At 66.5% G+C, this 20,054-nt stretch carries 19 protein-coding genes; 13 read left to right on the forward strand and 6 right to left on the reverse strand.

The window, feature by feature from the left end:
• The first annotated feature begins 10 nt into the window (after nt 1-10).
• Entirely contained in the window at nt 11-433 is a 423-nt protein-coding gene (locus tag ACZ9J7_RS18090) for an Hsp20/alpha crystallin family protein (protein WP_476211341.1), read from the forward strand.
• Nucleotides 434-483: 50 nt separating this feature from the next.
• Here the strand turns inward: ACZ9J7_RS18090 and ppsA are convergent, their stop codons facing one another.
• The 4 genes from ppsA to ACZ9J7_RS18110 form a co-directional block, all read right to left on the reverse strand.
• Complete coding sequence (gene ppsA, locus ACZ9J7_RS18095) at nt 484-2,901, reverse strand: phosphoenolpyruvate synthase (RefSeq protein ID WP_476211342.1); 2,418 nt, start codon at nt 2,899-2,901, stop codon at nt 484-486.
• A gap of 62 nt (nt 2,902-2,963) precedes the next feature.
• A complete protein-coding gene (locus ACZ9J7_RS18100) occupies nt 2,964-5,519 on the reverse strand; it encodes a cation-translocating P-type ATPase (RefSeq protein ID WP_476211343.1) in 2,556 nt (851 codons plus the stop codon).
• Nucleotides 5,516-5,977 carry a universal stress protein gene (locus ACZ9J7_RS18105; RefSeq protein ID WP_476211345.1) on the reverse strand — a complete coding sequence of 154 codons (462 nt, stop codon included), beginning with the start codon at nt 5,975-5,977 and terminating at the stop codon, nt 5,516-5,518. Before ACZ9J7_RS18105 ends, ACZ9J7_RS18100 begins: the two co-directional genes overlap by 4 nt.
• A gap of 124 nt (nt 5,978-6,101) precedes the next feature.
• Complete coding sequence (locus tag ACZ9J7_RS18110) at nt 6,102-8,039, reverse strand: heavy metal translocating P-type ATPase (protein WP_476211347.1); 1,938 nt, start codon at nt 8,037-8,039, stop codon at nt 6,102-6,104.
• Nucleotides 8,040-8,196: 157 nt separating this feature from the next.
• Between ACZ9J7_RS18110 and ACZ9J7_RS18115 the strand changes: the two genes are divergently transcribed.
• The 3 genes from ACZ9J7_RS18115 to ACZ9J7_RS18125 all read left to right on the forward strand — a co-directional run bounded on the left by ACZ9J7_RS18115 (nt 8,197) and on the right by ACZ9J7_RS18125 (nt 10,479).
• A complete protein-coding gene (locus ACZ9J7_RS18115) occupies nt 8,197-8,667 on the forward strand; it encodes a GyrI-like domain-containing protein (RefSeq protein ID WP_476211349.1) in 471 nt (156 codons plus the stop codon).
• A gap of 606 nt (nt 8,668-9,273) precedes the next feature.
• Complete coding sequence (locus tag ACZ9J7_RS18120; protein ID WP_476211351.1) at nt 9,274-10,023, forward strand: DUF4386 family protein; 750 nt, start codon at nt 9,274-9,276, stop codon at nt 10,021-10,023.
• 183 nt (nt 10,024-10,206) lie between these two features.
• Nucleotides 10,207-10,479 (forward strand): YegP family protein, encoded by a 273-nt coding sequence (locus tag ACZ9J7_RS18125; protein ID WP_476211353.1) that lies wholly within the window; start codon nt 10,207-10,209, stop codon nt 10,477-10,479.
• 22 nt (nt 10,480-10,501) lie between these two features.
• Here ACZ9J7_RS18125 and ACZ9J7_RS18130 read toward each other — a convergent pair whose 3' ends face one another.
• Nucleotides 10,502-11,959, reverse strand: coding sequence for a DUF5129 domain-containing protein (locus tag ACZ9J7_RS18130; protein WP_476211354.1), 1,458 nt, complete (start codon nt 11,957-11,959; stop codon nt 10,502-10,504).
• A 99-nt stretch (nt 11,960-12,058) separates the two neighbouring features.
• Between ACZ9J7_RS18130 and ACZ9J7_RS18135 the strand changes: the two genes are divergently transcribed.
• From ACZ9J7_RS18135 to ACZ9J7_RS18170, 8 genes are all read left to right on the forward strand, one after another.
• Nucleotides 12,059-12,910 (forward strand): universal stress protein, encoded by an 852-nt coding sequence (locus tag ACZ9J7_RS18135; RefSeq protein WP_476211356.1) that lies wholly within the window; start codon nt 12,059-12,061, stop codon nt 12,908-12,910.
• A gap of 59 nt (nt 12,911-12,969) precedes the next feature.
• Nucleotides 12,970-13,503 (forward strand): hypothetical protein, encoded by a 534-nt coding sequence (locus tag ACZ9J7_RS18140; RefSeq protein WP_476211358.1) that lies wholly within the window; start codon nt 12,970-12,972, stop codon nt 13,501-13,503.
• On the forward strand, nt 13,500-13,694 hold the full coding sequence (locus ACZ9J7_RS18145; protein WP_476211359.1) for a hypothetical protein: 195 nt from the start codon (nt 13,500-13,502) through the stop codon (nt 13,692-13,694). The genes ACZ9J7_RS18140 and ACZ9J7_RS18145 overlap by 4 nt, the downstream gene beginning before the upstream one ends.
• Before the next feature lie 101 nt (nt 13,695-13,795).
• Nucleotides 13,796-14,668 carry an HNH endonuclease gene (locus ACZ9J7_RS18150; protein ID WP_476211361.1) on the forward strand — a complete coding sequence of 291 codons (873 nt, stop codon included), beginning with the start codon at nt 13,796-13,798 and terminating at the stop codon, nt 14,666-14,668.
• A 23-nt stretch (nt 14,669-14,691) separates the two neighbouring features.
• The gene (locus tag ACZ9J7_RS18155; protein WP_476211363.1) at nt 14,692-15,639 is read left to right on the forward strand and encodes an alpha/beta fold hydrolase; all 948 of its coding nucleotides are present in this window, start codon (nt 14,692-14,694) and stop codon (nt 15,637-15,639) included.
• 183 nt (nt 15,640-15,822) lie between these two features.
• The gene (locus ACZ9J7_RS18160; protein WP_476211364.1) at nt 15,823-16,341 is read left to right on the forward strand and encodes a DUF2087 domain-containing protein; all 519 of its coding nucleotides are present in this window, start codon (nt 15,823-15,825) and stop codon (nt 16,339-16,341) included.
• 62 nt (nt 16,342-16,403) lie between these two features.
• Nucleotides 16,404-16,889, forward strand: coding sequence for a hypothetical protein (locus tag ACZ9J7_RS18165; RefSeq protein WP_476211365.1), 486 nt, complete (start codon nt 16,404-16,406; stop codon nt 16,887-16,889).
• A 57-nt stretch (nt 16,890-16,946) separates the two neighbouring features.
• Nucleotides 16,947-17,501: a DUF3090 domain-containing protein gene (locus ACZ9J7_RS18170; RefSeq protein ID WP_476211366.1), complete on the forward strand. Its 555-nt coding sequence runs from the start codon at nt 16,947-16,949 to the stop codon at nt 17,499-17,501.
• Between the two features lie 24 nt (nt 17,502-17,525).
• On the opposite strand, the gene ACZ9J7_RS18175 is transcribed toward ACZ9J7_RS18170, so the two are convergent.
• Entirely contained in the window at nt 17,526-18,071 is a 546-nt protein-coding gene (locus ACZ9J7_RS18175) for a hypothetical protein (protein ID WP_476211368.1), read from the reverse strand.
• A gap of 358 nt (nt 18,072-18,429) precedes the next feature.
• Here ACZ9J7_RS18175 and ACZ9J7_RS18180 point away from each other — a divergent pair, with 358 nt between their 5' ends.
• Complete coding sequence (locus ACZ9J7_RS18180) at nt 18,430-19,959, forward strand: HNH endonuclease signature motif containing protein (RefSeq protein ID WP_476211369.1); 1,530 nt, start codon at nt 18,430-18,432, stop codon at nt 19,957-19,959.
• Nucleotides 19,960-20,054 lie beyond the last annotated feature (95 nt).

Genomic DNA, 20,054 nt, shown 5'->3' on the forward strand with positions numbered 1-20,054 from the left:
GGAGACAACAATGACTGACCTGATGAAATGGTTCGAGAACCGCCGCTCCCCCATGGACGTCATCGAACGGCTTTTTGAAGGCGATGTGGGGACGTCCGCCATCCGGGTTGAAGAAATGGTGGACGGCAATACGCTGGTGGTGCGGGCCGAGCTGCCCGGCGTCGACCCGGAGAAGGACGTGGACGTGACGGTTACAGACGGCGTCCTGACGATCAAAGGCGAACGGCAGGAAAAGCAGGAACACAAGGACAAGGACAGCTACCGTTCCGAGTTCCGCTACGGTTCGTTTGTCAGGCGGATTCCCCTCCCAAGTGGAGTTCAGCAGGGCGACATAACGGCATCCTACAAGGACGGAGTCCTTGAGGTGCGGGCGCCAATGCCGGAGCAGGGACAGACAGCCGCGGCGTCGAAGATCCCCATCAGCAGGGATTGAGGACAGTCAAGGTACGACGCCGGTGCGTGGCCCTGTGGGGGCCACGCATTTTATTGCCCCTTGGCCAAGGCTGCCTCTGCCGCAGCAATAACGGGCAGGGTCCTGACGTAGGTATCCGGGTTCAGCGAGACGGAGTCGATTCCCTGTTTGACCAGGAACTCCGCCAGGTCCGGATGGTTGCTGGGCCCCTGCCCGCAGATCCCGATCTTGATCCCGGCGGCGTGGGCCTTGCTGATCGCCTGGGCAATCATCGACATCACGGCCGGGTCCCGCTCATCGAACAGTCCCGAAAGCTCTTCCGAGTCGCGGTCTACCCCCAGTACCAGCTGGGTGAGGTCGTTGGACCCGATGGAGAAGCCGTCGAAGCGCTTGGCGAATTCCTCCGCCAGGACCACGTTGGAGGGGATCTCGCACATCATGTACAGCTGCAGCCCGTCCACGCCGCGCACCAGCCCCTGCTCCTCCATCGCCTGGATGACCTGGTCGGCCTCCCGCACCGTGCGGCAGAAGGGAACCATGACAATGACATTGGCGAACCCCGCCTGTTCCCGGACCCGTTTCAGTGCCCTGCACTCCAGGGCGAACCCCTCCCGGTAGTGGCTGCTGTAGTAGCGGGATGCCCCGCGGAACCCCAGCATGGGATTCTCCTCCGGCCGCTCGAAGGCACTGCCTCCGATCAGGTGGCCGTACTCATTGCTCTTGAAGTCGCTGAGCCGCACAATCACCGGCTTGGGGTGGAAAGGTGCGGCGATCTTGGCGATTCCCGTGGCCAGTACGTCGATGAAGTACTCCTGCGGGTCCGGGTAGCCGCTGGTGAGCTGACGGATCAGCGCCGACTCCTCCTGGTCCGCCACCTTTTCGGGGTGGACCAGGGCCATCGGGTGGATACGGACCAGGTTGTTGATGATGAATTCCATCCGGGCCAGGCCTACGCCGGCGGCGGGTAAACGCCACCACTTGAAAGCTGCCGCCGGGCTCGCGATGTTGATCATCACGGCCGTGCGGGTGGCTGGCAATGCGTGCATGTCCACGTCTTCCACGGAGAACTCCAACAGCCCCTCATAGACGCGGCCCTCCTCGCCTTCCGCGCAGGACAACGTGACGGGGACGCCGTCGGGCAGTACCTCCGTGGCGTTCCGTGTTCCCACCACGGCGGGCACCCCCAGCTCCCGGCTGACGATCGCGGCGTGGCTGGTTGGACCGCCGTGGTCGGTGATGATGCCCGCGGCCCGCTTCATGATGGGCACCCAATCCGGGTCAGTCATCCGGGTGACCAGCACGGAGCCATCAACAAAGGATTCGATGTCCTTTGCATCCTGGACCACGCATGCCCGGCCTTTGGCGATGGAGTCGCCGATTGCTGCGCCGGTGACGAGGACGCGGCCGGGCTTTTCCAGGTGGTACGTGCGGAAGCTGGATGTGCTCCGGCGCGCCTGCACGGTTTCCGGCCTCGCCTGCACCATGAAGAGGTCGCCGGTCACGCCGTCCTTGGCCCACTCCATATCCATCGCACGGCCGTAGTGGTCCTCAACGGCCACTGCCCACCGGGCCAGCAGGACCACTTCCCGGTCATCCAGCACCAGCGAGCGCCGCTCCCGCTCCGTAGTATCGACCATCCGGGTCCGGGCATCCCCGCCCTGGCTGTAAACCATCTTGCGTTCTTTAGCCCCGATCTCCCTCTCGATGACCGGGCTGAAGCGCTGGTCTGCGAGGAGCCCCTTGAACACCTGGTACTTGTCCGGGTTGATGGTCCCCTGCACCACTGTCTCCCCCAGTCCCCAGGCCGCACTGATGACCACCACGCCGGGAAATCCGGATTCGGTATCGAGCGAGAACATCACCCCGGATGCGCCAACGTCCGAGCGGACCATGCGTTGCACGCCGACGGACAGGGCAACGTCCAGGTGGTCATACCCCTTCATCTCGCGGTAGCTGATGGCCCGGTCCGTAAACAGCGAGGCATAGCAGCGCCGGCACGCGTCGAGGACCCCGCGCTCGCCGGCCACGTTAAGGAAGGTTTCCTGCTGCCCGGCAAAGCTGGCATCCGGCAGGTCTTCAGCTGTAGCACTGCTGCGGACCGCTACGGAAACGGCGGGCTGCCCGGCCCGTTGGCAGAGATTCCGGTAGTGCTCCTGGATATCCGCGGCGATGCTTTCCGGAAAGGTTGCCTGCAGGAAGAGTTCACGGATCGCGGCCCCCGCCTGGCGCAGCGTGAGAGTCCCGGCGCGCTGTTCCTCCATGTGCATCTCGATCCGGGGTTCGAGGTCGTTCGCGGCAAGGAAAGCACGGTAGGCGGAGGCCGTGGTGGCAAACCCCTCAGGAACCCGGACCCCGGCTGATTTCAGTGCCCGGCTGAGCTCCCCGAGGGAGGCGTTCTTTCCTCCCACCGAGGGGATGTCCGCGATCCCGGTCTCCTCGATCCAAATGACGTTGGTGGCAGTAACGGAGGATTCTGCGGCGGCACTCATGGCTCGATTCTTGCCCGGGGGCAGCTGGGGCAGTCAGAGGCTTTGGTCCCGGCGCCCAGTGCCTAAGTGCGGCGCAGCCGCCCCCGGACGGATTTGTGGATCCAGTCCGCCAGCAGGACGGCAGGGGCTGCCAGGAGTGCGAGGAGGAGCCCTTCGGGGGGCGGCGGGGACTGGCCCAGCAGCGCGGCGAGCGACGGCAGGTACAGGCATGCCCCCAGGATGGCCGCTTCTGCGAGCGCGGCCCACACCAGGAGCCGGTTCGTTCCCCAGCCCAGCTTCCATGGGGGCACCGTTGCGCTGCGGCAGGCAAACGCGTTGGCGAGTTGTCCCAGGACGACGGCGGTGAAGGCGGCCCCGGAGGCGGCCATCAGCAGGGGCACCGGTGGGTCCTGTCCCCGGGTCCAGCCACCGCCTGCCAGGACAGCGGAGAACACGGCCATTTCGACGGCTGCTTCAACCGGGCCCAGGATGCAGAACACCCGGATGATCAGGTGCCGGTCCATCAGGTGCCGGCGTTCGGGCGGACGGGACAGCACCCCTCTGCCCGGCGGCTCGGCGCCCAGGGCGAGTGCCGGCAGCAGGTCGGTGCCGATGTCCAGGGCAAGGATCTGGAGGACGCCCAGGGCCAGCGGGAAGTGGCCGCCGGAGAGCGCCCAAATGACGAAGGAGGTCAGTTCGGCCACGTTGTCGGTCAGATGGTAGGTGAGGAACCGGTGGATGTTGGCGTAGGTTGCCCGGCCTTGTTCGATGGCGGCCACAATGGTGCCGAAGTGGTCATCGAGGAGGACCAGGTCCGCGGCTTCGCGGGCCACATCGGTTCCGCTCAGGCCCATTGCCACCCCGATGTCGGCTTCGCGCAGTGCCGGGCCGTCGTTGACGCCGTCGCCGGTCATGGCCACCACGTGCCCGCGGGACTGCAGGGCCTTGGCGACGCGAAGCTTCTGCTCGGGTGAGACCCTGCTGACCACCACTCCGTCACGGTCCAGGAGTGCTCCGAGTACCTGGTCGTCTTCCGGAAGGTCTGCGCCTTCCAGAACGTATTCGGGTGTCCCGGTCAGGCCGATCTGCCGGGCAATTGCCGCCGCGGTGGCAGGATGGTCGCCGGTGACCATGGCTACCCGCAGCCCTGCCTGTCGCGCGGTACGGATCACGTCCCCAACATCCGGCCGCGGCGGGTCCTGCAGCCCGATCAGGCCCAGGAGTTCCATGCCCGTTTCGAGCTCTGCTGCGGACGCGGACTGCCATGTTCCAGGGGCGCCTCCAAGCCGCCTGCGGGCCACCGCAATGACCCGCAGGCCCCGGTTCGCCATCACGTCCACCTGGTCCCTGACCGGGCCAGGCACTGACTCACACACGGGAAGGACGGTTTCCGGGGCACCTTTGCAGAAAAGGTCCTGCCCCAGAATCGCCGACTCCCTGCGCCGCACAGGATCGAAGGGGAACCGCTGCAACGGCACGGGCCCGGCCACGGTGCCCGTCAGCCTGCGTGCCAGGACGTCCATGGCCGCTTCCATCGGATCACCCAGGGCCCGCCATTGTCCGTCGTGAAGCTCAGCGCGGCCCTGGGAAGCGGTGCGGGCGGCGAGCGCGGCCTGGGCAGCCTTCTCGACGCCGCCGCCCTCGATGCGCGCCTCAGGGGCATACCCGTCCCCTGCCACCTGGATGGCGCCGTCGGGGGTGAAGACTTCGACGGCGTTCATCCGGTTCTGCGTCAGGGTCCCGGTTTTGTCCGTACAAATGAAGGTCGTTGAGCCCAGGGTTTCCACTGCTTCCAGGTTGCGGACCAATCCCTGGCGTGCTGCCATACGCTGGGCGCCCATGGCCAGGGACAGTGTGACGGTGGGCAGGAGTCCTTCCGGGACCAGCGCCACGGCGACGCCGATGGAGAACAGGAAAGAATCCCGCCATTGGAAACCCACCAGCAGCGAGGCCAGAAAGAAGACCGCCGCAATGCCCAGTGCCATGCCCGCAGTGACCCGGACGATCCGCCTCAGTTCCAGGGACAGCGGTGTTGGTGGCGGAACCGCGGCGCTGGTGAGGGCCGCGATCCCCGCCAGCCTGGTCCTGGCGCCTGTTGCGGTGACGGCGGCCTCCCCGTAACCGTTGACCAGGAACGTGCCGCCCCAGGCCTGGTCCCCTGCGGCTTTGGGCACCGGGTCGCTTTCCCCGGTCAGCATCGATTCGTCCACCGCGCAGGCGGAAGCGGCGAGGAGTGCCATGTCTGCCGGGACCCGGTCCCCGGCCGCCAGCAGCACCACGTCCCCTACCACCAGTTCTCCGGCGTGGACCTTCCGTACCTTCCCGTCCCGCCGGACCAGCACGTCGGCAGGCAGCAGGCCCCGCAGTTTCGCGGCGGCGTGCTGGGCGCGTTCCTGTTGGATGTGGGCGAACACCCCGTTGACTATGACGACGACGATGATCGCCACTGCCAGTTGCGGCATGTCCGCGATGAAGGCCAGCGCGGCGGCGCACCACAGCATGAGGGCGAAGAAGTGCGTCATCTCCCCCCAGAGCTTCCGCCACTGGGACGCGGGCTTCTCCGTGGGGAGCTGGTTGGGGCCCGCCTGCTTCAGGAGTTGCGCCGCCTCCGCAGAGCTCAGGCCCTCCGCGGCCCTCACACGGCGTCCGCCTCCTGTCCTACCAGCAGGACCGGACACACGGAGTGGGCTGCGCAGGCCTTGCTGACCGAGCCCATGGCCGCCTTCAGCAGGCCGCCCTCGCCGTGCCGTCCCACCACCAGCATCTGCGCCCGCCTGCTCTCCTCCACCAGCACCTTTGCCGGTGGCCCGAACTTGATGGTGACGTCGATGTCTTCGGGCCGGTCCCCGGAGAAGGCCCGGCCCAGGGCGTCCTCGACCAGGCGTCCTGCCGCATCCTCAAGCCTGGCGGTGAACTGCCGGTCCGCCCCTTCCAGGCGTGACATCACCAGGTAGTCAGGCATCCCGACGCAGGAGATGACTTCGAGGCGGGTGCCCAAACGGGCTGCCAGTGTGCCCGCGTAGCGGAGCGCGGCGGAGGAGTATTCAGAACCGTCCACACCCACGATGACGGGCTTGGCCCCTGTTTCTGCATTCATGGGAACCACGATCCCGGCCGGGGAATGCCGGGGTAAGGGCCAAAGGTCATGCCGGCGCTCCCGGCCGGAAGTGGCCGGCCCTTGGCACTGCGCCGCAGCTTTCCGGTCGGGCAGGTCTGTCCGGTCAGCGTTGCTTTTTGGGCTCGGCCCCGTGCAGCGCGCGCAGGCCGTTCAGGATAGTGGCCAGGTCCACAAATTCCTGCAGGAGGGCGCCGGCGACGGCGGGTATGTATCCCGTCATGGCGATGGCCATCAGTACCAGGCTGAGTGCTATCCCTGTCCAGATACTGACCAACGCCACGGATACTGTCCGCTTCCCAATGGCCACGGCCTGCGCAACTTTCGAGACGTCGTCGAGCATGATCACCACGTCAGCGGACTCACTCGCCGCCGTGGCTCCCTTGGCGCCCATGGCGATTCCCACATCGGCGGCGGCAAGGACGGGCGCATCGTTGACGCCGTCGCCCACCATCAGGACAGGCCGTTCCTGGATGCCGGCCACCGTGTTGACTTTGTCCTCCGGAAGGCAGTCCGCCTGGACGCGGCCGATTCCCGCTTCTTCGGCAATATGCGCGGCGGTCGCTTGGGCATCACCGGTCAATAGCATGGTGTTCCGCACGCCCAGGCCGTTCAACCGGGCCAGCGTATCCACGGCGTTGCGGCGCAGTGGGTCCTTCATGATCAGGGCACCTGCGTACCGGCCGTCCACGGCCACATGGACCGCCAGCTGCCCGCTGTGGACGGTGGCCTCCTGGAATCCGGTTGAGGAACTCCGCACCAGGCCGGCCTTGCCCACCACAACCAGCCGGCCGTCGCAGACGGCTTCCACGCCGTGGGTGGCGTTCTCCGTAGCCTGCTGCACGGGAAGGAGCGTCAGTCCGGCGGCCGCGGCGGCTTCGATGACGGAGCCTGCCAGCACGTGCGAGGAGTACTGCTCGGCGGAGGCAGCCAGTTGCAGGATCCTCTGGCTGCCCAGTGCCTCGCCTTGGCCTTGCGCCACCTGGATAGCGTCCAGGACCGGGCGCCCCGACGTGAGGGTTCCGGTCTTGTCGAACACCGCTGTCTGCGCCTTCGCCAACTGCTCGAGGGTCCGGGTGTTTTTGATGATGATGCCCTTGTGGGCGGCCTGGCTGGTACCGGCGAGGAAGGCCACGGGCGCGGCGATGAGGAGCGGGCAGGGCGTGGCGACCACCAGCACCTGGGCAAAGCGGAGGGGTTCGCCGGACAGGAACCACGCGGTGCCGGCCATGGCCAGGGCCAGGATGGTGAAGGGAACAGCGTAACGGTCAGCAAGGCGGACCACCGGCGCGCGGCTGTTGGATGCCTCTTCGACCAACGCGATGATCCGGCTGTACTGGGAGTCCGCGGCGGTGGCTGACGCGCGCATGCGGATGGCGGCCACCCCGTTGACAGAGCCGCTGAGCAGGTTATCCCCCATGGTGTGCTCCACCGGCAGGCTTTCCCCGGTCAGAGATGACTCGTCGAGGCTGGCAGAGTCGGACAGGAGTTCGCCGTCCACGGGTACCAGTTCGGAGGGGCGGACCACCAGCACGTCACCCTGGGCTACGTCGCCGATTGGAGTGTCCTCGAGGACCGCACCAGCACCTTCGCGGTGGGCAAAACGCGGCGCCCGGTCCAGCAGGGAGCGCAGTTCACGCGCGGCACGTCCCTGGGCAAAGTCCTCCAGCGCTTCGCCGCCGGTCAGCATCAGGATGACCACCAGGGCAGCGAGGTATTCGCCCACCACCACGGTACTGGCGATCGCCGTCAGTGCCAGGAGGTCGATCCCCCAGCGTCCCTCCCGCAAGGACCGGACCATGCCGGCAGAACGTGCCAACACGATCACGGCCGCATAGGCCGAGGCGAGGACGCGGACCTGCAGTTCCAGGTCGAATTGGAGCAGCACCAGCACCGCTGCGAGCACTGCACAGGTCAGCGCGACGACGGGATACCGTCTCACGAAGCCCCAGGCCCTTTCGACGGGCGACCCCGCGGATTCCCCGGCGTCAAAGCTGCCGGGGCTGCCGCCGGTGGCCGCAGGCGGGGCGGCCTGCTTCCTCATCCAGGACTCTTTGGCAGGTGCTGGTTGCGGTCATCAAGCATGAAACCGAACCTACCCTGCTGCCGACGGCCGGGCTAGGGCATTTGGCCCCGGCCAGCATGGCCTTTAGAGTCCTAAGGCCCTGTCATGCCGGGGCCAGGACCGCGAGGCTGGTGCCATGACTGAACATGGCCCGCAGCCGCAAAAGGTCCACATCACCGAACAGCCCGTGGCAGTGGTCCGCGAACGTGTTCCCATGGACTTGCTCACCGGTTTCTTCGGGCGGGCCTTTGGTGCCGTGATGGCCGCGGTCCAGGTGCAGGGCGCCAGCCCGGCGGGTCCGCCGTTCGCGAGGTACCACGGAATGCCGGGGGAAACGGTGGACGTCGAAGCCGGGTTCGCTGTCGCCGGGGACTTCCACGGCACCGGCGAGGTGGCCAGCGGCGTGCTTCCCGATGCAGATGCCTTTGAAGCCATCCACACGGGCCCCTACGACAGCTTGGGAACCACGTACGACGCCATCCGGCAAAGCATGGAAGCGGACGGCGCCACCCCGGCGGACTCCATGTGGGAGTACTACCTGACCGATCCCGAACAGCAGCCGGATCCGGCCACCTGGCAGACCAAGGTGGTCTGGCCGATCGCCTGAGGCCCGGATCAGGCGAACCAGAACCGGCCGGAACCGTGGCCGGCCATGGAAACCCGCCAGCCGCCAAGCACAGCGGTCAGGACCCCCGGCAACGGCTGTAGGTCACCTCCCAGGGCTGCGTGCCGCGACTGGTTTCTAACCATCCGTCCCGGACGATCTCCTGCCGCAGCCGGGTAAGGCTCGCCTCCAGGCCAGGTGCCCACGCCTCCTCGGGAGGCGTTCGGTTCAGGGGCGGCCCGGGGAACGTGTCACCGGTATAAAGCCGCCGGCCGTCCTCAGCCTTTCCCACGAACCGCAGCTGTGTCCGCCCGTACTGTGAACCAAGCGTGTACAGGATCCGCGCCCACCACTTCACGGATGCAGCATCCTCCAACTCTATCCGAAGCTGCTCCTCCGTGCCGTGGCCTGAATGGGGGCCATTTGTCGCCATCTCTGCCTCCTGGTGCGGGACCATGATTCAATTCAACAAGCTTCCCAGACCCCGCTGAAGGGCCAAGGGCCCTTGGTCACGGAACCCGGAAGAACCTGAAGCCCGTCGGGCCCTACGGCACTATCCGGCCCGCGGGTCAGGTAGCAGAGTCGGGGCATGACCAGGAACCGTTCCTCATGACTGGCAGTCCGAGCGTCCGGCGCACGCCGGGGGCCGCCGGTGCCCACGTCCAGGCCGGCGACCACCACGGCTGGAAGCTCCTCTACCTTGTGGCGGGCGCGTCGTCCATCCTGTTCGTGCTTCTGCTGATAGCGGCCCTGGTGCTCGACTTCATGGCTCCCCCTCCCGTTCACGGCGGAGCCGCCACCCTTGACTTCATTGCGTCGCACAAGGCGGGCTATGTGGCCGAGCAAATCCTGTGGATACTCCCGAACATCTTCCCAGTCCTTGTTTTTACTGCCCTCTTCGTTGCCCTCTCGGCCTTCCGGAAGAGCTTGCCCCTAATGGCGCTGGTCGTCGGCGCCCTCCCTTGGGCGCTGCTGCTTGCCGTTCCGGTCAGCAGCCGCGGATCCCTCAACCTGGTCTATCTCAGCGACCGCTTCGTGGCCGCCGGGACCGAGGAGGAACGCAGGACCTATGCCACCGCCGCCGAAGCCATCATCGCCGAAAACAACACCCCGGCCATTGTCGGCGTCCTCTCCGCCCTTGGGATTCTGCTGATGGGACTGGCCATGCTCACGTCCGGCAAGGCAACCTTCCCGCGGTACCTGGCGTGGTTGGGCATTGCCACCGGCGCACTGGGGGTCGTCAGCGAGCTCCTTCGCCACGCAGCCCCCGGCGTCTATTGGGGGTACGGCATTTTGCTGTGGTCGTGGTTCATCGCCACCGGAGTTGCGTTGATCCGTTTGTCGCGCGTAGCGGCCTGACTCCCCCGGGCACCTGCGATCAGGGACCTTGGTCCCTAAAAGCGGGGACTTGCCCTCTGAGATGGTGGTTTAGGTCGAAAGGCGCACCACGATGGCGTAGTGCGCCTTGGGTTTTGCCGTGCCGTGCCAGCAGGGCATGCAGCCTCACCAATGGAGGCAGGACGATTGAGGAGAACAAGGCTTATGGCAGGTACGTTCGAACTGTTTGTCGATGATGATTCACAGATTCGGTTCCGGCTTGTGATGCCCGATGGACACGTGCTGGCGGTTTCCGGACAATTTACGGACAAGCGGGCGGCGGCCGCCGCCATCGAGGAGGTCCGCGAGTGCGCGGGCACGGGCTTGATCCAAGACGTGGTACCTTCGCGTTCCGGTGTTGTCCGGGTGTCCCCGCAGCACCCGCGGTATGCCGTCCACCGTGCGCCCCGGAGGCTGAACAACCTCGGGGCCGCCTGAGCCCGGCGGCGCGGGTCCACAGTCAGAAGCTTGAGGAACTGCCGGATCCGGAGAAGCTGCCGCCGCTGCTGCCGTATCCGGTGGTTCCGCCCCCGCCCCTGGCCGAATTGACGCTGCTGACCCCGGTATTGAAGCCGGAATTGAAGGTGGCCACGGAGAAGAACGTGTAGGACGGGTACACCGTGCCAAGGATGCTCGGTTCGTAGGTACGCTGCCTGCGGTGGTCCGTACCGCCGTGGGCAGTTTCCATCTGTTCACGCATCAGCCGTGCCTCTCGGTCTGTCCGGGCGAAGCCCTGGATCACGGTTTCGGCGTGGTTCTCCAGCAGCTCCGAGAGCCGGGAACGGGCGCTGTACAGCCGGTCCAAAGCCTCCTCCGGTGTGATCCGCCGGTCAGCGAGTCCGGCCGTCCAGCGCTCAATGTCCCGCAGGCTTTCGTCCCGGAAGGACCGGAGCGCCGTTGCCGTTGCCGCGTCTCCCTGCCCATGGCGTTTGGCCAGGAGCTGCTCCAGCCCCGCAAGGTCTTTGCGGAAGGGCGCCAGCTGCCGGTCCCAGGCCGTGGGCCAGGAATCGGCGCGGTTCAGCAGGGCATTGCTGTCCGAGATGACGTCGTCCAGGGCATCCAGCTCCGCGGCACTGTCGGCGAAGCGGCGGGCCAGCTTGAGGTTCTTCCTGCTGCTCAATGCCCGCTTACCCAGTGCGTGCACCTGGTTGGACAGCTCCGTGGCAGCGGCATATTTGCTGAGGAATGTCCGGTGCTTCTCCAGCACCTGGCTGCCGTAACTGGATGATTCTGGAATGGTGCCTGCGTTCAGTTCGGTGACCTCCAGGTCCATGCTGACGCTGGAGTAGCTGCGGTCCCCGCGTTCGATCTGCCTGCGGCACCGGCTCCGGGTCACGGCGCGCACAACCAGCCATGCCGCTGCCCCCAGGGCCGCGGTTCCCGCGAGGACCCAGGCCGTGACCACGAACGCCGCCGAGCGGTACCAGGGCTGGTTAATAAGCTCTGCGCCGCGGCGGATGCCGGCGATGGTGCCGTCGGTCCACTGGGCATCGCGGAACAATTCCTTGGACGCGTCCTGGATGTCGCTGCGCTGCTCGAGCGACACTTTCCGGTCCTCGCCCATGTAGGTCCCCACGTGCCGGCCGACGGGGTCGAGGGCGAAGATGAACAGTCCGTCGGCCCATTTTTGGCCGTCCGGGCTGATCCACTCCGGATGCGTGGACCGCGCGAACTTCAGAACCTGTTCGTTGAGGTTGTCCGCCGCCGCGCCGTTGTAGGTGAAGACAGCGACGCGGGTGGGCTCATAGAACTGGATGCGTTCGACGGCGGGCACCAGCGTGTTCTGGTCAAGCACCCCTGCGGTGTCCTCCACAATGACAGCCACAGGTGCCACCGCGGTGCCGGGCGCCGCGGCGCCCATCAGCAGGGCGGCGAGGGCAAGCACCACCACGGCTATCCGGCGCACGATGCTGCCCATGTTCCTCCCCACTGTTTAGAATCAGGATGAAACCAGGGAGCAGGGCCGCCAAAGGGCCTAAGGTCCTGTGAAGATCGTGTTGGGCAGGAGCGCAGTGCTGTGACGCAGGATGCAGGGTCCATTGTTGCCGGTTTTGACGGTTCGGAGGAGTCTGCGGCCGCGGTCCGCTGGGCGGCACGCCACGCGCACGCCATCGGTTGTTCCCTCCATGTTGTGCACTGTTCGCTGTGGCCGCTCCTGACCCGGCACCTCGGTCCGGTCCCCGGTGTGTCAGGAAGTGGCCTGGAACAGTCCGCCCGGACCATCCTTGACGACGGCGTGGCGGTGGCCACCGCGGAGGTACCCGGGCTTCAGGTCAGGAGCACCCTGCTCCACGGATTGCCGGCGCAGCTTCTTGCTGAAATTTCCGCAGGCGAACGCATGCTGGTTGTCGGCAGCCGCGGCCTGGGCGGCTTCCTTGGCCTCCTGGTGGGCTCGGCGGGCCTGGAGCTGGCAGCCACTGCCACCTGCCCTGTTGCCGTGATCCGGGAGGAACACCATCCGGCCGGCCCCGTCGTCGCCGCCGTCGATGACTCGGGTTCCCCTGCCGCGCTGGATGACGCCTGCGCGCTGGCAGCAGCGTGGCACGCCCCTCTCAAAGTGGTCCATGTCCGGCACCGGCCTGCCGGCTACCAAGTGCCGGAAGGACAGGATGCGGCGGCCGGCGCCCGGGCGGTTCTGGCGTCGGCTTTGGACCGTGCAGCGGCTGCGGCGCCCGCGGTCCATGTCGAGACCGAATTAGTAACGGACAGCTCGGTCCCGCACGCCCTCCTCAAAGCCGCTGAAGAGGCCCGGATCATCGTGGTGGGCACGCAGGGCCGCGGGATGCTCAGGGAGACCATCGGTTCAACGGCGCACGCGGTATTGCATCACGCCCGCGGACCCATCCTTGTCTCACGGCGCGGCGGCTGATGCAACAGACTGCGGGTGTCGGCCCGGCTGCCGGCCGCACTGCGGCCTAAGCTGGTCTGGTGACCCCTGTTCCCTCCCCCGGCCCGCTGGACGTTGTGGTCCATTCCGGACCGGCGGACTGGTGGGTCATCCTGGCCGGCCTCGGACCCCTGGCGGTCCTCACCGCTGCCTTGCTGGCCTTCTACATCAACTGGCGCACGCTCAAGCAGCGCACCGCCGCCGACAAGACAGCGCTCGACCAGAAACGCGAGGCCGACGCCAACGCGCTGCAGCAAAAGACCGAGGCGGACAGCCGGGCTGAGTGGTGGCGCCGGACCCAGTGGGCGCTGGACCGGGCCCTGGATCCTGATGAAGGCACCAAGGCGCTGGGGCTGGCGACGCTGGAAGTCCTGGCCAGGAGCGAACTGGCGCGCAACGAGGAACTCGAGCTGTTCGACATTGCCTGGAAGAGCGTGTCCGGCGACGAGAACGGGGACGATGCCGGGCCCGGGCCAGGTTCCGCGCAGGAGGCCGGGGCCTTCGTGGACGACCGCCTCAACTTAGGCGAGAATGGAACAACGGATGAAGACAGCAGCAAGGAGGTTGGACCATGAGTGCAACGTCGCCTGAACACCGGTACGTCCACGCTCCCCGCAGCAGCGCTGCCAAACCCGCCCAGAAGAAGGCCACCCCGGCCGAGCACCGTGTGCAGGTTGCCGCCGCGCGGCTGCGCGTCACGCTTGATGAGCGGCTGGGACGCGAGACGCCCGCAAAGACCAAGGCGCTGGCCAAGGAACCGATCTAGCGCGCCTTGCGTACGCTTGGGGGTCGACGGCGCGTGGCGGGTTTTGATGGTCGGCCGTCCGGGGGACGTGTGCAGCCGCCTAGCGCGAACGGATGTGAACAGTGGCCGCCGTAATTCTCGGGTGTGACGCTGACGTGCTGCGCCGCTGGAACTACCGTGCCGTCGTCGAGAAGGTGGCCGGATCGGGAATGTTCCTGGATCGCTGGCGCACGGACGGTTATCCCGGCGTTGTTGGTCCCGGCAGCGAGGCATGGCTCCTCGTAGGGGGCAGCACCGAGGCCGCCAGCGGCCTGATCGGCCACGGGTTCGTGACGTCCCAGCCGTATCAAATTGCGGCTCCTGCGGATCCCGGACCCGCTCGCTGGTTCTTCTGGGTGGCCTGGGATTCACTTCTTCCGTTCGGAGAGCAGGTACGGCCCGGAATCCTGGGCGAGGCACTCCCCGACGACCTTGCGTTGAAGGCGGACGTACCGTCCCTGGTGACCGTGCCGCCGTCGTCCGTTCCTGTATTGCGCCGGCTGTGGCGGGCCCACGCCTGGTCCACGGGGAATCCTCTCGAGGTGGCGGGCGGAGCCTTGCCGCCGGAGACCCTCAGCACCGTCCACGTGAACCGGTACGAGCGCGACCCCGACGCACGGCTGGCCTGCACCGCGTTCCACGGCACGCAATGTGCCGCGTGCGGCTTCTCGTTCGAGTCCACTTACGGTGTGGCGGGGACGGGAGCAATAGGCGTCCACCATGTTGTGCCGCCGGAAATGCTCGACAACACCTATCAGCTTGACCCCATTGCGGACCTTGTCCCGCTCTGCCACAACTGCCATGCCATGGCACACAGCGCGACCCCGCCGCTGACCGTGGGTGAGCTCAGAAGCATCATGTCCGCGGCCGGCCACCTGAAAGGTGAGGTGGTCACGGAGGTGGCCCTCCAGGCGCAGGCAGATGCGCGGCGGATCCTTGATGGCGGCCCGATGTAGGGTTGCTGGACTATCTTGGGACCATGGCGGAGCCGGGCCGGAAAGAGTACGGGGTTGACCCCGAGGAGTTCGGTTCTGCCCAGGTGGATGCAGCCGCCCTGCTGGACGCCGGATTGGGCGACGTCGATTGGTCGGTCCCGCCAGCGGGCGCCGTTCAGTTCACCATCGACGTCCCCAGCGGGAAGCTCGCCGCCATGGCCTTAGGGAATCCGGATGATCCCTGCGTCGTGCTGGTGCCCGGCGCCACCGGTTCGAAAGAGGATTTCTCGCTGATGATGCCTGACCTCGCCGGGGCCGGCTACTACGCCCTGACGTACGATCTGGCGGGCCAGTACCAGTCGGCCGGCGCCGGCCCGGAGAACCTGGTGCCAGCCAGAAAGCACTACGACTACGAGTTGTTCGTGGACGATTTTCTGGCAGTCCTGGAAACCACTGCCACGCCGGAACACGTTGTGGCGTATTCCTTCGCCGGCATTATCGCCCAGCTCGCCTACGTGCAGCGGCCTGGACTGTTCCGGTCCATCACGTTCCTGGGGTGCCCGCCGGAACCCGGCCAGAGTTTCCGGGGCGTGAGCCGTATTGGCCGGTTCAGCACGTGGGTGAACGGCCGCGCGGGTGCAGCGCTCCTGATTTGGAGCATCCGGAGCGGCCGGGTGGCGCACGTGCCGCCGGGACGGCAGCGGTTCGTCAACTACCGGTTCCGTTTCACCCGCCGCGCCTCCGTGCGCGATATCTACACCCTGATGCAGAACGTCCCGGACCTTCGGGCGGAACTGGCGGAGGCGCCGCTGCCCAAATTCGTGGCCGTAGGCGAACATGACCTGTGGCCGCTCCAGCTGCACCGGCTGTTCGCACAGGCAATCCGGGCCCGGATAGGGGTGTACCGGGGCGGGCACAGTCCGTGCGAAACATCCCCGCACGAGTTCAGCCGCGACCTCCTGGCCCTGTACGCCAGGGACGGGGACGCATAACGGGTCCTGTCTGGACGGTGTCCCGGACGTCGTCGGTGCGGTTGAACTTACGACGCCGGTGGGCACCCGTTGCAGATCCACCGCACCCCCCGCTTCCCGGGACCATGCCCCCAGGACTAGGATCTTCCGGCACGCCCAACGCCAGGGCGTGGGTCAGGTCAGCGGCAGAGGAAGGACACCGACATGGCCGGAAGCGCAGGAATGAACGGTCCGCATTGGCGGCGGGTGCTGGCAACGCTTGGCAACACGGACGCGAGGATCGCCTACGCGCAGATCGTGCTGGGAGCCGCTCCCGGCGATGTCCTGCCCGGTGTGAAGGAGCAGCGGCGGCAGCGGGCCCTGGCGGCCCTTCTTGAGTCCGGGCTCGTGGGGCGGCAGGCGTCGGGTGTGTTGATTGCGCAGGACTCCGTGTTCAGGGACCTGCTCGCCCAACAGCCGCGCCGGCAGCAGCGGACCGGGCTGGACAAATTCATGCGGCTGGGGCGGATCGAGCGCTACCCAGCCAACGTGGCCGAGCGGCGGGCCCTCTTGGCAAAGATCGCCAACGAGATCATCAAACCCGGCGAAAAGCTCACAGAGAGGCAAATCAACGAGCGGCTGCTCAGCTATACCGACGACGTCGTCCTGCTCCGCCGCTACCTGATCGACTTCGGCCTGCTGCAGCGCACGCCCACCGGCTCCTCGTACTCAGTGGCGGAATAGCCTGCTCCTTGACGGAATAGCCTGCCGCCTGCGGTGTCATGGAGTGCAGTAGCTTGGAAAGTATGAGCGAGTCGCCAGGATTGAAGGCTGCAGGCAGTCTGCGGGGAGCCATGGCTTTCGGCGTGGTCGCACTGATTTGTGTTGTCGCAGGCGGGCTGGTCGCGGCGGTAACCGGTCCGCTGCATCTTGAGCATGGGTCGTGGGCCGCTGCCTACCTGGTACTGGTCGGAGGAGTAGCCCAGGGCGCTTTGGGCATCAGCCAGTACTTCCTGGCGGCGCAACGCTTTGTGGGGTGGAAAGTCATTGCGGAGCTGGTTGCGTGGAACAGCGCCTCCGCCGCAGTCATCGGTGGCACGTTGGTTGGTAACCCCTGGGTTGTTGATGCCGGCGGGGCGCTGCTGGTTGTTTCGCTGGCACTGATGTTCCGGACCGTTCAAGGGCGGGGCGCGATGTCTGGTTGGGTTCTCTGGGGATACCGGGCCCTGCTGGTGGTGATCGCCGTCAGCATACCCGTCGGGCTGGTGCTGGCTCACTTGCGTGCTTCGTAAACTCCCCTGCGGCAGGGCAGGCCGCGCCGCGGATGGGATCTCGCCTAGAATTCTGACATGCCTACACTTGTTCACGAGTTTGCCTGGCCGGACCGGGTCGTCATCGGCACCGTCGGAGCTCCGGGGGCGCGCACGTTCTACCTGCAGGTACGCGCTGGAGCGCAGCTGTTGAGCATCGCCATGGAAAAGCAGCAATCGGCCCTGCTCGCGGAGAAAATCGATGAAATCCTCGACCAGCTCATCACGCTGGACGGCAACCCGTTCAGCGTTCCCACCGGCACGCCCGTCGAGCTGGTTGACAATGATCCGCTGGAGGCGGTTGAGGAGCAGTTCCGGACCGGCGCCATGGGCCTGGGCTGGGACCCGGCAACGGCGCAGGTGGTGATCGAGGCTTATCCCCTCACCGACGCCGATGGTGATCCGGACGACGAATCCTTCGAGAGGGACGACGTCGAGGCCCCCGAAATGCTGTTGGTGCGGATGCCGGTGGGCACCGCCCGAGCATTTACCAAGCGTACGCGTGAGGTGGTGGGTGCGGGCCGTCCGCTGTGCCCGCTCTGCGGATACCCGATGGACCCCGAAGGGCACGTCTGCACTCCTCCCGAGCTGTGATTCCGGCTATCCGGCGGCCACAGACTACGAGGATGCTGGCCCTATGGCGTCCTGGATTTTCTGGAGGGTAGCCGGGCCGGCCGCGATTTCAACGACGCCGCCGTCTGAGTCCAGGGTGATGATCCGGAAGTCGAACGGTACGTCCTGTTGATTGTCGTGGCGGTCAGCTTTCCGCACCGGAATGTCCGCAAGCCCAACTCCGGTGAACGTCATGCCGCGGCCACTGGGCGTCAACGAGTCGTCGACGATCGGCTGGAATTCGATCCTCTGCGCACCAGGGACAGCGATCCCCATCCTCCAGACGCTGCTCAAAGAGCCGGGCGATGAACGCGGGAATCGCAGGAAGACCACCAAGTCGCCATGTTCATCGAGTCTCTCCGCGGCCGTTTGGAACCGCTTCGTCATAAAGAAGACGCCGCCACCGATCATCAGCCCGTAGAAGATGGCGTTGGCCATGGCGTCTTCGAGACTTTGCCCGGCGAAAAGACTGGCAACCAGGATGACAGCGCAGGCCACTGCGCCAACCAGGACGGCCCGGAGCGCGGGATGGATCTCGCCCCACTTCCTCATGGCCACATCCTAGGGGCAGGAGTTTCCCACAGCTACGGCCGCATCACTGGGAACTCTAAGTGATGACGGGCCCGCTCTTGAGCGAACCTTGTGCCGGTGGTGGGTTGCCGTTCAGCAACGGGTCCTATGGTTGAGGCCAGGATCCGGCCGCTGGGGCAGGGTCCTGGAGATGGACAGGGCCGGCGGCTGGAGCATCCCGAGACCGGATGCAGCCCCCCCCCAACCGCCGCCGGCCCACACCAGTTGGGTGCGGAAGCCGCAGTTCGCCTAAATATAGGCGTGACAAAAATTTGCGGCAAAAAGTCCTGCCCGTCCACCATCCGCCCAAAATGTCAGACCCTCCCTTCATTATTGGTACATGGGACAGGGCACCGCAGCACGGGCGTTTGAGGCGATCGACGCTGCCCTTTCCGTGCTCCGTGGCGAGGTCGCCAGAGCCGTCTATGGGCCGCCCGCAGACGAAGATCCGTTAGCCGCCGTAGCCGATGAATGCCTGGACATCCTGGCCGGAGTGGCCCGCACCGAGGCCCGCGTCGCGGCCCTGAAAGCCGAGGCAGCGGCCAGGTTTGCGGAGTCAGCGCGGACTATGGCTCCGCCGGACATGCCGGTGCAGGCGCAGGAAATGGCCGTCGCCGCGGAGGTGGGCTGCATCCTGGCCATCGGTGACCGCGCCGCCAGTGCACTTCTGGCACAGTCTTACGCTCTCACCAACTCCCTTCCCCGGACCTTGGAAGCGCTCACGGCGGGAACCTTGTCGTGGCAGCACGCCCGCGTCATGGTGGACGAAACCGCCACCCTCAACCCGGAGGCCGCGACCGCATTGGAAGCCCACTTCCTCGACCCGGAAGCGCCTAACGCCGCCCGGGGGTGCCCCGCCGGGGAGATGCCGGCGTACCGGTTCCGGCACAAGGCCCGCGTTTGGCGCGAACGTCACCACCCGGACAGCATCGAGAAACGGCACGCAAAGGGCATCGAGGAGAGGTGCCTCGAATTCTCTCCGGAACAGGACGGCATGGCGCGCTTGTCCGCACGTCTGCCCGCGGACAAGGCCACGGCCATCTGGAACCGCTACACCGCCATTGCCCGGGGCCTCCAGGGACCCAACGAGGAGCGCACACTCACCCAGCTCCGGGCGGATCTGTTCGCCGCCACTGCACTTCGCGGGGGCACTGGCTGCACCGGTTGCTGCGGACGGAACGGGGTCGGAGTGGACGAGGTCGGGGGCCCACCGAAGGGGCTCGCCGACGTCCCGGTTCCCCGCGCGGAAGTGCTGGTCACCGTCCCCGTATTTTCCCTCCTCGGAGCCACCGACGAACCCGCCATGCTTGACGGGTATGGTCCCATCCCGGCTTCCGTGGCACTGAATCTGGTGGCCAACGGCGCTGAGTCGTTCTACCGGGTGCTTGTGGATCCCCGCGACGGCGCACCGCTGGAGATCGGACGGACCAGTTACCGCCCCGGGAAGGCCATGCGACGGTGGCTGCGGTTGCGGGACGGCAAGTGCCCCTTCCCTGGCTGCAACAACAATTCCCTGGACAACGAAGCAGATCACCTGCTCGCCTGGCATCACGGCGGGACTACTGGGATCAGCAACCTTGGCCAACCATGTCCAAAGCACCATCGGTTGCGGCACATCAGCAGGTGGCGTCCAACGGTTCCATCGAAGAATGAGCCACCCGGCTGGGTTTCGCCCTTAGGACGCAAATACAGGAGTGAGCACCAGGACTGGGAACCGCCGGAGTTGCCTCCGCCACTGCAGGCGCGCGCTGGCATCCTGACTCGACCAGGCCGCAAGGCAATGGTGCCGGGCAAAGGCACAGTGGACTACTTCCGCCTGCCACGGTCCCACGTAGAAGACAGCCTGGCCGAGTACCTCGCCGCGCGGTGAGCTCGGTGGTGTTCTGGAGATTCGTCCCGGGAAGCACAATGGACCCCGCACAGAACGTGCGGGGTCCATTGAAACTGGCTGTCATGAGCCGCCTA

Source organism: Pseudarthrobacter sp. TE9888 (assembly GCF_056279345.1).